General features: G+C 72.7%; 11 protein-coding genes. 10 read left to right on the top strand and 1 reads right to left on the bottom strand.

Annotation, left to right across the window (positions count from 1 at the left end; all coding sequences use genetic code 11):
- Window positions 1-2 precede the first annotated feature (2 nt).
- From PIR53_06865 to PIR53_06840, 6 genes are all read left to right on the top strand, one after another.
- The gene (locus tag PIR53_06865; protein ID WZH53710.1) at window positions 3-665 is read left to right on the top strand and encodes an HAD family phosphatase; all 663 of its coding nucleotides are present in this window, start codon (window positions 3-5) and stop codon (window positions 663-665) included.
- Between the two features lie 129 nt (window positions 666-794).
- On the top strand, window positions 795-2,429 hold the full coding sequence (locus tag PIR53_06860; protein ID WZH53709.1) for an ABC transporter substrate-binding protein: 1,635 nt from the start codon (window positions 795-797) through the stop codon (window positions 2,427-2,429).
- A gap of 12 nt (window positions 2,430-2,441) precedes the next feature.
- Window positions 2,442-3,446, top strand: coding sequence for an ABC transporter permease (locus tag PIR53_06855; GenBank protein WZH53708.1), 1,005 nt, complete (start codon window positions 2,442-2,444; stop codon window positions 3,444-3,446).
- Window positions 3,443-4,396, top strand: coding sequence for an ABC transporter permease (locus PIR53_06850; protein ID WZH53707.1), 954 nt, complete (start codon window positions 3,443-3,445; stop codon window positions 4,394-4,396). The genes PIR53_06855 and PIR53_06850 overlap by 4 nt, the downstream gene beginning before the upstream one ends.
- A 5-nt stretch (window positions 4,397-4,401) precedes the next feature.
- Window positions 4,402-5,496, top strand: coding sequence for an ABC transporter ATP-binding protein (locus tag PIR53_06845; protein WZH53706.1), 1,095 nt, complete (start codon window positions 4,402-4,404; stop codon window positions 5,494-5,496).
- Window positions 5,496-6,521: an ATP-binding cassette domain-containing protein gene (locus PIR53_06840; GenBank protein WZH53705.1), complete on the top strand. Its 1,026-nt coding sequence runs from the start codon at window positions 5,496-5,498 to the stop codon at window positions 6,519-6,521. Before PIR53_06845 ends, PIR53_06840 begins: the two co-directional genes overlap by 1 nt.
- A 10-nt stretch (window positions 6,522-6,531) precedes the next feature.
- On the opposite strand, the gene PIR53_06835 is transcribed toward PIR53_06840, so the two are convergent.
- On the bottom strand, window positions 6,532-7,389 hold the full coding sequence (locus PIR53_06835) for a PD-(D/E)XK nuclease family protein (GenBank protein ID WZH53704.1): 858 nt from the start codon (window positions 7,387-7,389) through the stop codon (window positions 6,532-6,534).
- 150 nt (window positions 7,390-7,539) lie between these two features.
- Between PIR53_06835 and PIR53_06830 the strand changes: the two genes are divergently transcribed.
- The 4 genes from PIR53_06830 to dop all read left to right on the top strand — a co-directional run bounded on the left by PIR53_06830 (window position 7,540) and on the right by dop (window position 13,067).
- Window positions 7,540-8,700 (top strand): M50 family metallopeptidase, encoded by a 1,161-nt coding sequence (locus PIR53_06830; protein ID WZH53703.1) that lies wholly within the window; start codon window positions 7,540-7,542, stop codon window positions 8,698-8,700.
- Between the two features lie 10 nt (window positions 8,701-8,710).
- On the top strand, window positions 8,711-9,718 hold the full coding sequence (locus PIR53_06825) for a tRNA (adenine-N1)-methyltransferase (protein ID WZH53702.1): 1,008 nt from the start codon (window positions 8,711-8,713) through the stop codon (window positions 9,716-9,718).
- A gap of 131 nt (window positions 9,719-9,849) precedes the next feature.
- The gene (gene arc, locus PIR53_06820; protein ID WZH53701.1) at window positions 9,850-11,499 is read left to right on the top strand and encodes a proteasome ATPase; all 1,650 of its coding nucleotides are present in this window, start codon (window positions 9,850-9,852) and stop codon (window positions 11,497-11,499) included.
- Window positions 11,500-11,558: 59 nt separating this feature from the next.
- On the top strand, window positions 11,559-13,067 hold the full coding sequence (gene dop, locus PIR53_06815; GenBank protein ID WZH53700.1) for a depupylase/deamidase Dop: 1,509 nt from the start codon (window positions 11,559-11,561) through the stop codon (window positions 13,065-13,067).
- The last annotated feature ends 7 nt before the right edge of the window (window positions 13,068-13,074 follow it).

Genomic DNA, 13,074 nt, shown 5'->3' with positions numbered 1-13,074 from the left:
GGATGAGCGCGGGAGAACGTCCTGCCGCGGTCCTGTGGGACATGGACGGCACGCTCGTCGACACCGAGCCCTACTGGATCGAGACCGAGTTCGCCATGGCGGAGCGGTACGGCGCGACCTGGACCACCGACGACGCGCTGCAGCTCGTCGGGAACGACCTCCTGGTCTCCGGCGAGTACATCCGCACCCGGATGGGGCTCGAGCAGACCGCGGCGGAGGTCGTGGAGGAGCTGCTCGACGGCGTGGTCGCCCGCATCACCGAGGAGATCCCGTGGCGGCCCGGCGCGCGGGAGCTCCTCGCCGACCTGCGGCGCTCCGGGATCCCGTGCGCGCTCGTCACGATGTCGTACCGGCGCTTCGCCGAGCCCGTCGTGGCGGCCCTCGAGGAGGGCAGCTTCGAGGCGGTCGTCACCGGGGACGAGGTCGAGCACGGCAAGCCGCACCCCGCGCCGTACCTGCGGGCCGCGTGGCTGCTCGGGGTGGAGCCGGGCGACTGCGTCGCGATCGAGGACTCCTCGACGGGCGTCGCCTCGGCGGTCGCGGCCGGCTGCCGGACGCTGGCGGTGCCCCACCACGTGCCCGTGCCGGAGGGGCCGGGCCACGTGCAGGCGACGAGCCTGGCGGGCCTCGACGCGGCCGGGCTGTGGGCCCTCGTCCGTCCGTGACGCACGATCGTTGCCGTTTCGCGACCTCCCCGGACACCTCCTGCTGGTGACGCGGGCCCGTCCGGGGGGCTAACTTGCGCGGACGCTCTGCCGAATCGGGTCGGCAGAGGTGATGTCGTGAGGTGAGACGTGCGTTCGACGAGCATTCGTCGGACCGGCGCGGGCGTGGCAGCGGTGCTGCTCGTCGGCTCGGTCCTGGCCGGTTGTGTGGAGAGCGAGCGGGACGGCAAGGAGAACACCTTCGTGTTCGCCGCCTCCGCCGCACCGAAGACCCTGGATCCCTTCTACGCCTCCGACGGCGAGACCTTCCGGGTCACCAGGCAGATCTACGAGGGCCTGGTCGGCACGGAGCCGGGCACGGTCGAGCCGGCGCCGCTGCTCGCCGAGTCGTGGACCCAGTCCGAGGACGGGCTCTCCTACACGTTCGACCTGAAGGACGGGGTCACGTTCCACGACGGCACCCCGTTCGACGCCGAGGCCGTGTGCGCGAACTTCGACCGGTGGTCCGCCACCCCGGAGGTCAACCAGACGGACGACAAGGCGTACTACTACGGCAAGCTGTTCCGCGGCTTCGCCACCGGGGCGACGGCCGACAGCGCGATCTACGCCGGGTGCTCCGCCGACGACGAGCTGACGGCCACGATCACGCTCGACGCGCCGTTCGCCGGCTTCATCGCCGCCATGTCGCTGCCCGCCTTCGCGATGCAGAGCCCGACGGCGCTGGAGGAGCACCAGGACGACGAGTCCCCGTCGGTGCTGACCTCGGCCTACGGCACGGAGCACCCGACCGGCACGGGCCCGTTCGAGTTCGCGTCGTGGAACCAGGGCAGCGGCGAGGTGCGCCTGACGCCCTACGACGACTACTGGGGCGAGGCCGCCCAGGTCGACGAGGTCGTCATCGTCGAGATCGACACCGCCCGCGGCCGCGCCGAGGCGCTCCGCAACGGCGAGATCGACGGCTTCGACCTGGTCGGGCCGGCCGACGTGGAGTCGCTGGCCGACGAGGGCTTCACCATCGAGAACCGGCCGGCGTTCAACATCCTCTACCTCGCCTTCAACCAGGCGCAGGCCCCGTTCGACGACGTCCGGGTGCGCCAGGCCATCGCGCACGCGATCGACAAGGAGGCCGTCATCTCGGCCTCGATGCCGGACGGCACGCAGCCGGCCGACCAGTTCGTCCCGGAGCTCGTCGACGGGTACGCCGCGGACGTGCCCACCTACGAGTACGACCCGGAGCTGGCGCGGCAGCTGCTGGAGGAGGCCGGTGTCGCCGGCACGACGATCACGTTCAACTACCCCACGAACATCAGCCGGCCCTACATGCCGCAGCCGGACGACACGTTCAACATCGTGCGCAGCCAGCTGGAGGCGGTGGGCCTGACGGTCGAGCCCGTCGCCGCGGAGTGGACGGACTACCTGGAGCAGGTGCAGAACACCCCCGACCACGGGATCCACCTGCTCGGCTGGACCGGCGACTACGACGACCCGGACAACTTCCTCGGCGTCTTCTTCGGCCAGCAGAGCCTCGAGTGGGGCTTCGACAACCCGGAGCTCTTCGCGGAGGTGGCGGCGCCCCGCGCCCTCACCACCACGGACGAGCAGCGACCCCTCTACGAGCAGGTCAACCGCGACGTCATGGAGTTCCTGCCCGGCGTCCCGCTCGCGAGCCCGGTGCCGTCCCTGGCGTTCGCCGACAACGTGGAGGGCTACGAGGCGAGCCCGGTGCAGGACGAGGTCTGGAACATGGTCGAGATCACCGACTGACCGCCCGCGACCATGCTCCGCTTCATCGCCCGGCGACTGCTCCTCATGGTGCCCGTGCTGGTCGGGTTGTCCGTGCTGCTGTTCGCGTGGGTGCGTGCGCTCCCCGGGGATCCCGCCCGGGCCCTCCTCGGGGAGCGCGCCACGGACGCCGGCGTCGCCCGCGTCAACGAGATCTACGGCTTCGACCGGCCGGTCCTCGAGCAGTACGGCGTGTACGTCGCCGCCCTGCTCCGCGGCGACCTGGGGACGTCCATCCAGACCGGGCGGCCCGTGACGACCTCGTTCCTGGAGTACTTCCCGGCGACCCTCGAGCTCGCCCTGGCGGCGCTGCTCTTCGCCGTGGTGCTCGGGATCCCGCTGGGCTACCTCGCAGCCCGGCACCGCGGTGGCCTCATCGACAGCGCCGTCGTCTCGGGGTCGCTCCTCGGGGTCGTCACCCCGGTCTTCTTCCTCGCCATCCTGCTCAAGCTGGTCTTCGCGAGCTGGCTGGGCTGGCTGCCGTCGGGGCTCCGGCAGGATCCGCGGCTGGACGCCACCCACGTGACCAACTTCTACGTGCTCGACGGCGTCCTCACGGGGGAGTGGGACGCGGCGTGGGACGCGATGGTGCACCTGGTGCTGCCCGGCATCGCCCTGGGCACCATCCCGCTCGCCATCATCGTGCGCATCACGCGGGCCTCGGTGGCGGAGGTGCTCGACGAGGACCACGTGCGCACGGCCCGGGCGAAGGGCCTGGCCGCCGGGACCATCTCGCGGCGGCACGTGCTGCGCAACGCCCTGCTGCCGGTGATGACGACGATCGGCCTCCAGGCCGGCCTCCTGCTCTCGGGAGCCGTCCTCACGGAGACGGTCTTCTCCTTCAACGGCATCGGGTCCTACCTCTTCAGCGCCATCACCGACCGCGACTACCCGGTGCTGCAGGGCTTCATCCTGTTCATCGCGCTCGTCTACTGCCTCATCAACCTGCTGGTCGACGTGCTCCACGGCGTCGTCGACCCCCGAGTGAGGGTTTCGTGAGCCTGCCCGTCCCGTCCGCGACCGGCGCCGACCCGGTCGCCGTCGGTCCCGTCGCCCCCGAGGAGGCCGGGGTCAGCCTCGGCCGCGCGACGTGGCGCCGCCTGCGCCGCACCCCGACCGCCTGGGTCGGCGCGACCATCATCGGCCTCTTCGTGCTCGTCGCGATCGCCGCGCCGCTGCTGACCCCCTACGAGCCCGCCAGCACCCGGTGGGCCTCCGAGGTCAGCACGACGAACGTGCCCGGACCGTCGGCCGAGCACTGGCTCGGGCTCGACCGGTACGGCGCCGACATGGCCACCCAGCTCCTGTACGGCGCGCGCACCTCCCTGCTGTACGGCGTCGTCTCCACCCTCATCGGACTCCTGGCCGGCGCCGCGCTGGGCGCCCTGGCGGGCGGCGCCGGAGCCGTCGGCGGACGCGTCGGCGCGTGGGTCGACGCCACGATCATGCGGCTGGTCGACGTCATGCTCGCGGTGCCGAGCCTGCTCCTCGCCGTCAGCATCGCCGCGGTGCTCGGCAAGAGCGGCACGGCGATCGTCGTCGCGATCGGCGCCGCCCAGGTGCCGGTCTTCGCGCGGCTGCTGCGCAGCTCGATGCTCGCCCAGGCGGGCGCCGACTACGTGCTGGCGGCGAATGCGCTCGGGCTGCGCCGCTCCCGCATCGTGATGAGCCACCTGCTGCCCAACTCCGTCGGGCCCACCATCGTGCAGGCGACGCTCAACCTCGCCACCGCGATCATCGAGGTGGCCGCCCTGTCCTACCTGGGGCTCGGCACGCCGGAGGTGGCCAGCGCCGAGTGGGGCCGCATGCTCGTCGCCGCCCAGGAGCGCTTCGACGAGGCGCCCCGTCTCGCGCTCCTGCCCGGCATCGCGATCGCCGTCACCGCCCTGGGGTTCACCCTCCTCGGCGAGGCGCTCCGCGAGGCCCTCGACCCCCGGTCCCGGAGGTGACCCCCATGAGCCCGACCACCCACCCGACCCCGACCCCCGCGGGGGACGCCTCCCGCGTCGTACCCGGCGAGGAGCCGCTCCTGTCCGTGCGTGACCTGCGGGTGCGCTTCCACAGCCGCGACCACGACGTCGTGGCCGTCGACGAGGTCTCCCTCGACGTGCCGGCGGGCCGCAACGTGGCCCTGGTCGGCGAGTCGGGCAGCGGGAAGTCGGTGACGTCGCTGGCGATCATGGGCCTGCTGCCCCGCCGCGGGGTCGAGGTGACCGGCGAGGTGCGCTACCGGGGCCAGGACCTGCTGACCCTGGGGGAGCGGCAGCGCGAGGCCCTGCGCGGACCCGAGATCGCCATGGTGTTCCAGGACCCGATGACCTCGCTCAACCCGGTCGTGACGATCGGGGTCCAGCTCGACGAGGTGCTCCGTCGCCACTTCGACCTCTCGCGCCGCGAGCGCCGTGAGCGCTGCGCGGACCTGCTCGCCCGGGTCGGCATCCCCGATCCGGTGCGGCGCCTCAACGAGTATCCCCACCAGCTCTCCGGTGGCATGCGCCAGCGCGTCCTCATCGCGATCGCCCTGGCCTGCGAGCCGCGGCTGCTCATCGCCGACGAGCCGACCACGGCCCTCGACGTCACGATCCAGGCCCAGGTGCTCGACGTCCTCGCCGCGCTCGTCGCCGACAGCGACGCCGCGCTCCTCCTCATCACCCACGACCTGGGCGTGGTCGCCGGGGTGTGCGACGAGGTCAACGTCATGTACGCCGGACGGATCGTCGAGTCCGCCCCGCGCCGCCCGCTCTTCGCAGCACCGGCGCACCCCTACACGGTGGGGCTGCTGGGCAGCATCCCGCGGCTCGACACCCCGCGCGGGACGCCGCTCGTGCCCATCCCCGGATCGCCCACGCAGACCGTGCCCTGGACCGACGCGTGCGCCTTCAGCCCGCGGTGCGGCCGTGCGGACGACGCGTGCCGGACGTCGTCCCCCACGCTGGAGACCGCCGTGGAGCCCGGCCCGGAGCCCCCCGTCGGGGCAGGCGACGAGGACCGCCGTCGGCGGTGCTTCCACCCGGTGGAGGCGCCGGCACCCCGCGAGAAGGAGCTGTGATGACGACCGAGGTGCTGCTCGACGTGCGCGACCTCGCCGTGCACTACCCGCTGCGGGGGCGCCGGGGCACGGTCCGGGCCGTCGACGGCGTCGACCTCGCCGTACCGGCGGGGCGCACCGTGGGTCTCGTCGGCGAGTCGGGCTGCGGCAAGTCGACCCTGGGCCGCGCGATCCTGCGGCTGGCGCCCGTCACGCGCGGCGAGGTGCGGGTCGACGGCACCGACCTCGCCACGCTGAAGGGGGAGGCGCTGCGGCGCCGCCGCCGCGACCTCCAGATGGTGTTCCAGGACCCGTTGGCGAGCCTCAACCCGCGGCAGTCGGTCGAGACGATCCTGACCGAGCCCCTGCGCGCCCACGGGCTGCCGGCGGGCGGTGACCGGGTGGCCGAGCTGCTTGACCAGGTCGGGCTGCCGCGGGCGGCGGGGCGCCGCTACCCCCACGAGTTCTCCGGCGGCCAGCGTCAGCGGATCGGCATCGCGCGGGCGCTGGCACTGCGACCGCGGCTGGTCATCGCCGACGAACCGGTCTCGGCGCTCGACGTGTCGATCCAGGCCCAGGTGCTCAACCTGCTGGCCGACCTGCAGGCCGAGCTGGGGCTCACCTACCTGGTGATCGCCCACGACCTCGCCGTCGTCCGGCACGTCTCGGACGAGGTGGCGGTGATGTATCTCGGGGGCATCGTCGAGCGGGCCGCCGCCGACGAGCTCTACGACCGTCCGCTGCACCCCTATACGCGAGGACTGATGTCGGCCGTGCCGGTGCCCGACCCCGAGGTGGAGGACCGCCGCGAGCGCATCCTGCTCCGCGGCGACCTGCCGTCCCCGGCCGACCCGCCCAGCGGGTGCCGGTTCCACACGCGGTGCCCGTTCGTGCAGGCCGACCGGTGCCGCGACGAACGCCCCCTGCCCCGGGCCGTCGACCTGCCCGACGTGCCGGCCGACCACGTGGTCGCCTGCCACCACGCCGAACGCATCGCGACGGGCGAGATCGTCGCGGCGGACCCGCACGTGGTGGGCGCCCCCTGACGCTCTGGCGTCAGGCGGGCTCGGGGTCGGGCTGGGGAGCGGGCAGCGGCGGGGGAGTCCCGCCGTACGCCGGGCAGAGCGCCTGGTGGGAGCACCACCCGCAGAGCTTGCTGGGGCGCGGCTCCCAGCGGCCGGACTCCCGCGCGGTGCTGATCGCCTCCCAGACCGCCTCGACCTTGCGCTCGGTCGCGCGCAGGTCGGACTCGTCGGGGACGTAGCGGATGATCTCGCCGCTGCCGAGGTAGATCAGCTGGAGCATCGCGGGGAGCACGCCGCGCGTGCGCTGCAGCACGAGCGCGTAGAACTTCATCTGGAACAGGGCCCGGCCCTCGTAGCCCACACCGGGGGCGCGGCCCGTCTTGTAGTCCACCACCCGCAGCTGGCCGTCGGGCGCGACGTCGAGCCGGTCGACGAAGCCGCGCAGCAGCAGACGGGTGTCGGTGAGCGTCTCCACGTAGAGCTCGCGCTCGGCCGGCTCCAGCCGCGTCGGGTCCTCCAGCGCGAAGTACCGCGCCAGCACCGTGCCGCACGTGCCGAGCCATGCCTCCTCGGTGGTGCCGGTCGCCTCGAACTCGGCCACCACGGCCGGCTCGCGCTCCCGCACCTCGGCCCACGCGTCGGGGACCATCCCCGCCGCCCGCTCCGGGGTGCGCTCGACCGCGGGGAGGTCGAAGAGCAGCTCCAGCACCCGGTGGACGACCGTGCCGCGCACGGCGTCGAGCGAGGGGCGCTCGGGCAGCCGGTCCACGTGCCGGAACCGGTAGAGCAGCGGGCAGGTCAGGAAGTCGCCCGCCCGGCTGGGCGACAGGGTGCCGAGCACCTCCTCCGACGCGGCGAGCGTCGTGACGGCGTCGGCGGGGGAGGACATGCGGGTCACCCTAGGACAGGCCACCGACAGGCCTCCGGCAGGACTCTGGCAGGACTCTGGCAGGACTCTGGCAGGACTCTGGCAGGACTCTGGCGGGACGGGGCCCGACCGTCGACGTGCACGCGTGGGCCCGGCGGATAGCCTCGGCGCGTGGACCGAGCCGACCGCGACGCGACCGACGAGCCGCCCCGCGCTCCCCGTCCCCGCGGCACGGTCCGCATCGGCCGCATCGCCGACAGCGACGTGCTGGTCTCGGGCTCCTGGTTCCTCGTGGCCGGGCTCATCGCCGTCGTCCTGGCGCCCCGCATCGAGCAGGTGCAGCCGGGGCTCGGCGCGGGCAAGTACGTCGCCGGTGTCGCGTTCGCCGTGCTGCTCTACCTCTCGGTGCTGCTCCACGAGGCGTCGCACGCCGTCGCCGCGCGCCACTACGGCTACCGCGTCACCTCGATCACCCTCCACTTCCTCGGCGGGATGACCGCCGTGGAGACGGAGGCGCGGCGGCCCCGCGACGAGCTGGTGATCGCCGTCGTCGGCCCGCTCACCTCGATCGCGGTCGGTCTGGGCGCCGTCGGGCTGTGGTTCGTGACGCCCGAAGGCCTGCTCCGCATGGCCGTCGAGGCGCTCGCCGGGGCCAACATCCTCGTGGGCGTCCTCAACCTCGTGCCGGGCCTGCCCCTCGACGGCGGACGGGTGATGAAGGCCGGGGTCTGGCGCCTCACCGGCGATCCCCTCCGGGGCGCGATCGCCGCGGGCTGGAGCGGTCGGGTCGTCGCCGTGCTCTCGCTCGGCTGGCCCCTGCTGCTGGCCGCGGTGCTCGACACCCAGCCCCGTCTGCTCGACTTCGTGCTCGCGGGCGTGGTCGCGGCCTTCCTCTGGACCGGGGCGAGCGCGGTCATCGCCAACGCGCGGCTGCGCCAGCGGCTGCCCCGGCTCGCCGCCCGGCCGCTCGCCCGGCGCGTGGCCCTCGTGCCGGCGGACGTGTCGGTCGCCGAGGCGGTGCGCCGCGCGCAGGAGCAGGAGGCCGGGGGGATCGTCACCGTCGCCCCCGACGGGTCGCCGGTCGGGATCGTCAGCGAGGCGGCGCTCGCCCGCATGCCCGTCGACCGCCGGCCCTGGGCGGCCGTCTCGACGGTGGCCCGCACGCTCGAGGCCGGCCTGCGGCTGCCGGTCGACGTGGCCGGCGAGGAGCTCATCGACGCGCTGCGGCGCCGCCCCGCGGCGGAGTACCTCCTCGTCGGGGCCGACGGCGCGCCGTACGGGGTCCTGACGGCCGGTGACCTCGATCGGGCCCTGCGGGCCGCCGACCGATAACCTGCGCCGCATGTCCGACGCAGCCCCCGAGACCGACGCCCCCGCCGCGGCCCCGGCGACCGACGCCCCCGACGTGCCCCCGGAGGCCTGGTCGGGCGTCCACCGCGGTCCGCTGCGCGAGGGGGAGTGGGTGCGCCTGACCGACCAGAAGGGTCGCCGGCACAACTTCTGCCTCGAGGCCGGCAAGCGGTTCTTCAGCAACCGCGGGCACCTCGACCACGACGACCTGATCGGTCGTGAGGAGGGCTTCACGATCCCCTCGTCGGCGGGCGGGGAGTACCTGGTCTTCCGTCCCCTGCTGTCCGAGTTCGTGGTCTCGATGCCGCGCGGCGCCGCGGTCGTCTACCCGAAGGACTCGGCCCAGATCGTCGCCCTCGCCGACATCTACCCCGGCGCGCGCGTCATCGAGGCCGGGGTCGGCTCCGGTGCCCTGACCTGCTCCCTCCTGCGCGCGGTCGGGCCCTACGGCACGGTGACGAGCTACGAGCGGCGCGAGGAGTTCGCCGACGTCGCGCGGCGCAACGTGCACCAGTTCTTCGGGGCTCCCGAGGGCGGCTCGCACCCGTCGTGGACGCTGCGCCTCGGCGACCTCGCCGAGGAGTTGCCGCGCCGCGGGGAGCGGGCCGACCGTGTGATCCTCGACATGCTCGCGCCCTGGGAGTGCGTCGACGCGGTGGCCGACGTGCTCAGCCCCGGCGGCATCGTCTGCGCGTACGTCGCGACCACGACCCAGCTGAGCCGGGTGGTCGAGACGCTCCGTGCCCACGGCGGCTTCACCGAGCCGCAGGCGTGGGAGTCGCTCGTGCGCGACTGGCACGTCGAGGGCCTCGCGGTTCGGCCGGGCCACAAGATGATCGGGCACACGGCGTTCCTGGTGACGTCGCGGCGGATGGCCCCCGGCCAGCGGCCGCCGGTCAAGAAGCGGCGCCCGGCGCCGGGCGCCTACGGTCCCGACTACAGCGGTCCGCGGCCGGGCGACCTGCCCCCGGGGATCGAGCTGGAGAGCCCCGACCTCTGAGGGCGCGGGCGCCCGCCGGGTGGGACGTCGATCACTCGTGGATCACCGGTGGATCACCAGATGGCCGGTTCCCTTCCATCGGCGCGTCGCGCGAGTAGGGTCGGGATCACCCTCAGGAGGTGGTGACGACCATGTCGACATCCGACGACCGCGGCCTCGAGCTCCGGCTCGCCGACACCCAGCGCTCGCTCGCTGCTGTCACGAGCCAGAACGAGCGCCTCGCGAGCACGCTGCGCGATGCCCGCGACCAGATCACCAGCATGAAGGAGGAGATCGACCGTCTGGCGCAGCCGCCGGCCGGCTTCGGTGTCTTCCTCCAGCGCAACGACGACGACACGATCGACATCTTCACCGGCGGGCGGAAGCTGCGGGTGTCGGTCAGCCCGGCCGTCGACGTGGAGACGCTGCGCAAGGGCCAGGAGGTCCTGCTCAACGAGGCGCTCAACGTCGTCGCCGCGTTCGAGTTCGAGCAGGTCGGCGAGGTGGTGATGTACAAGGAGCTGCTCGCCGACGGCGAGCGCGTGCTGGTCATCGCCAACGCCGACGAGGAGCGCGTCGTGCGGCTCGCGGAGCCGCTCATCGGGCACCCGCTGCGGGCCGGTGACTCGCTCCTCCTCGACTCGCGGGCGGGCTACGCCTACGAGGTGGTGCCGAAGTCCGAGGTCGAGGAGCTGGTGCTCGAGGAGGTGCCCGACATCGCCTACGAGTCGATCGGCGGCCTCGGCGCGCAGATCGAGGCGATCCAGGACGCGGTCGAGTTGCCCTACCTGCACCCCGACCTGTTCCTCGAGCACGAGCTGAAGCCGCCGAAGGGCATCCTGCTCTACGGTCCGCCTGGCTGCGGCAAGACGCTCATCGCGAAGGCGGTCGCCAACTCGCTCGCCAAGAAGGTCGCGGCGAAGACGGGGGAGGACTCCGACGCGCGGGCGTTCTTCCTCAACATCAAGGGCCCCGAGCTCCTCAACAAGTACGTCGGCGAGACCGAGCGCCACATCCGCCTCGTGTTCCAGCGGGCGCGGGAGAAGGCCAGCCAGGGCACGCCCGTCATCGTGTTCTTCGACGAGATGGACTCGCTGTTCCGCACGCGCGGCTCGGGCGTCTCCTCCGACGTCGAGAACACCATCGTGCCGCAGCTGCTCAGCGAGATCGACGGCGTCGAGACGCTGGAGAACGTGCTCGTCATCGGTGCCTCGAACCGTGAGGACATGATCGACCCGGCCATCCTGCGGCCGGGCCGGCTCGACGTGAAGATCAAGATCGAGCGCCCCGACGCCGAGTCGGCCCGTGACATCTTCAGCAAGTACCTGACGACCAACCTGCCGCTGCACCTCGACGACCTCGCCGAGTTCGGCGGCGACCGCCAGGCCTGCGTCGACGGGATGATCCGCGCCACCGTGGAGCGCATGTACACCGAGAGCGAGGAGAACCGCTTCCTCGAGGTGACCTACGCGAACGGTGACAAGGAGGTCATGTACTTCAAGGACTTCAACTCGGGCGCGATGATCCAGAACATCGTCGACCGGGCGAAGAAGATGGCCATCAAGGACTTCCTCGAGCTCCAGCAGAAGGGGCTGCGCGTGCAGCACCTGCTGCAGGCCTGCGTCGACGAGTTCAAGGAGAACGAGGACCTGCCCAACACGACCAACCCCGACGACTGGGCGCGGATCTCCGGCAAGAAGGGCGAGCGGATCGTGTTCATCCGCACGCTCATCACGGGCAAGCAGGGCACCGAGCCCGGCCGCTCGATCGACACGGTCAGCAACACGGGCCAGTACCTCTGATCCACCGCTGACCCACCTCTCCACGCAGGACCGTCCCCGGCCCGGCGTACGCTCGCCGCATGAGCGTGCGCCGGGTCATGGGCTCCGAGGTGGAATACGGCATCAGCGTGGTCGGGCAGCCGACCGCCAACCCGATGGTCGCCTCGTCGCAGGTCGTGAACGCCTACGCGTCGTCCGCGCTGCGCGCCCGTCGTGCGCGGTGGGACTTCGAGGAGGAGAACCCCCTGCGGGACGCCCGCGGGTTCGACCTCAGCCGGGGGCAGGCCGACCCCTCGCTGCTCACCGACGAGGACCTGGGGCTCGCCAACAGCATCCTCACCAACGGCGCGCGGCTCTACGTCGACCACGCCCACCCGGAGTACTCGAGCCCGGAGGTGGTCACGCCCCTCGACCTCGTGCGCTGGGACAAGGCCGGCGAGCGGGTGATGCTCGAGGCCACGCGCCTCGCCGCCCAGCTGCCCCAGGGCCAAGCGATCGTGCTCTACAAGAACAACACCGACAACAAGGGCGCGTCCTACGGCGCCCACGAGAACTACCTGATGCGGCGCTCCACGCCGTTCGCCGACATCGTGCGCCACCTGACCCCGTTCTTCGTCTCGCGGCAGGTCGTCTGCGGCGCGGGCCGGGTGGGCATCGGCCAGGACGGCCGCACCCACGGGTTCCAGGTCAGCCAGCGCGCCGACTTCTTCGAGGTCGAGGTGGGGCTCGAGACGACGCTGAAGCGCCCGATCATCAACACCCGCGACGAGCCCCACGCCGACCCCGACGTGCACCGTCGGCTCCACGTGATCATCGGCGACGCCAACCTCGCGGAGGTCTCGACGTACCTCAAGGTCGGCACGACCGCGCTCGTGCTCGCGATGATCGAGGACGGCTTCATCGACGCCGACCTGTCGGTGGACGGTCCGGTCGCGGCGCTGCGCGCCGTCTCCCACGACCCCACGCTCACCCACCTCGTGACGCTCAAGGACGGGCGGCGGCTCACGGCCGTCCAGCTGCAGCGGGTCTACCTGGAGCTCGCGCACGCGTACGTCGACGAGCGGCTCGGCGGCGACGTGGACGCTGCGACGAAGGACGTCCTGGTGCGCTGGGGCTCGGTGCTCGACCGTCTCGAGCGCGACCCGTTCGAGTGCGCGGGGGAGCTGGACTGGGTGGCCAAGTACGCCCTGCTCCGTCAGTACCAGGAGCGCGACGGTCTCGACTGGGACGACGCCAAGCTCCACCTGATCGACCTGCAGTACTCCGACATCCGACCCGAGAAGGGGCTCTACCACCGGCTGGTGGCCGCGGGCCGCATCGAGCGGCTGCTCACCGACGAGCAGGTCGCCGCGGCGGTCCACGAGCCGCCGGAGGACACGCGGGCCTACTTCCGTGGTCGGTGCATCGAGAAGTTCGCGGACAGCGTCGCGGCCGCCTCGTGGGACTCGGTCATCCTCGACCTGCCGGGCCGGGAGTCGCTGCAGCGGATCCCCACGACGGACCCGCTGCGGGGAACGCGCGCCCACGTGGGGCGCCTGCTCGACGACTGCTCGTCGGCCGAGGAGCTGTTCGCGGCGCTGACCGGCTGACGCCCGG

This window comes from Nocardioides alkalitolerans, from assembly GCA_038184435.1.
Lineage (GTDB): Bacteria > Actinomycetota > Actinomycetes > Propionibacteriales > Nocardioidaceae > Nocardioides > Nocardioides alkalitolerans_A.
This window is presented reverse-complemented; position numbering and strand designations above follow the sequence as displayed.

What these genes read in the sequence shown, in the direction of transcription:
- PIR53_06855 (WZH53708.1), top strand. Translation starts at nt 2,442, where the DNA reads ATGCTCCGCTTCATCGCCCGGCGACTGCTCCTCATGGTGCCCGTGCTG.
- arc (WZH53701.1), top strand. Translation starts at nt 9,850, where the DNA reads ATGTCGACATCCGACGACCGCGGCCTCGAGCTCCGGCTCGCCGACACC.
- PIR53_06825 (WZH53702.1), top strand. Translation starts at nt 8,711, where the DNA reads ATGTCCGACGCAGCCCCCGAGACCGACGCCCCCGCCGCGGCCCCGGCG.
- PIR53_06865 (WZH53710.1), top strand. Translation starts at nt 3, where the DNA reads ATGAGCGCGGGAGAACGTCCTGCCGCGGTCCTGTGGGACATGGACGGC.
- PIR53_06840 (WZH53705.1), top strand. Translation starts at nt 5,496, where the DNA reads ATGACGACCGAGGTGCTGCTCGACGTGCGCGACCTCGCCGTGCACTAC.
- dop (WZH53700.1), top strand. Translation starts at nt 11,559, where the DNA reads ATGAGCGTGCGCCGGGTCATGGGCTCCGAGGTGGAATACGGCATCAGC.
- PIR53_06845 (WZH53706.1), top strand. Translation starts at nt 4,402, where the DNA reads ATGAGCCCGACCACCCACCCGACCCCGACCCCCGCGGGGGACGCCTCC.
- PIR53_06835 (WZH53704.1), bottom strand. Translation starts at nt 7,389, where the DNA reads ATGTCCTCCCCCGCCGACGCCGTCACGACGCTCGCCGCGTCGGAGGAG.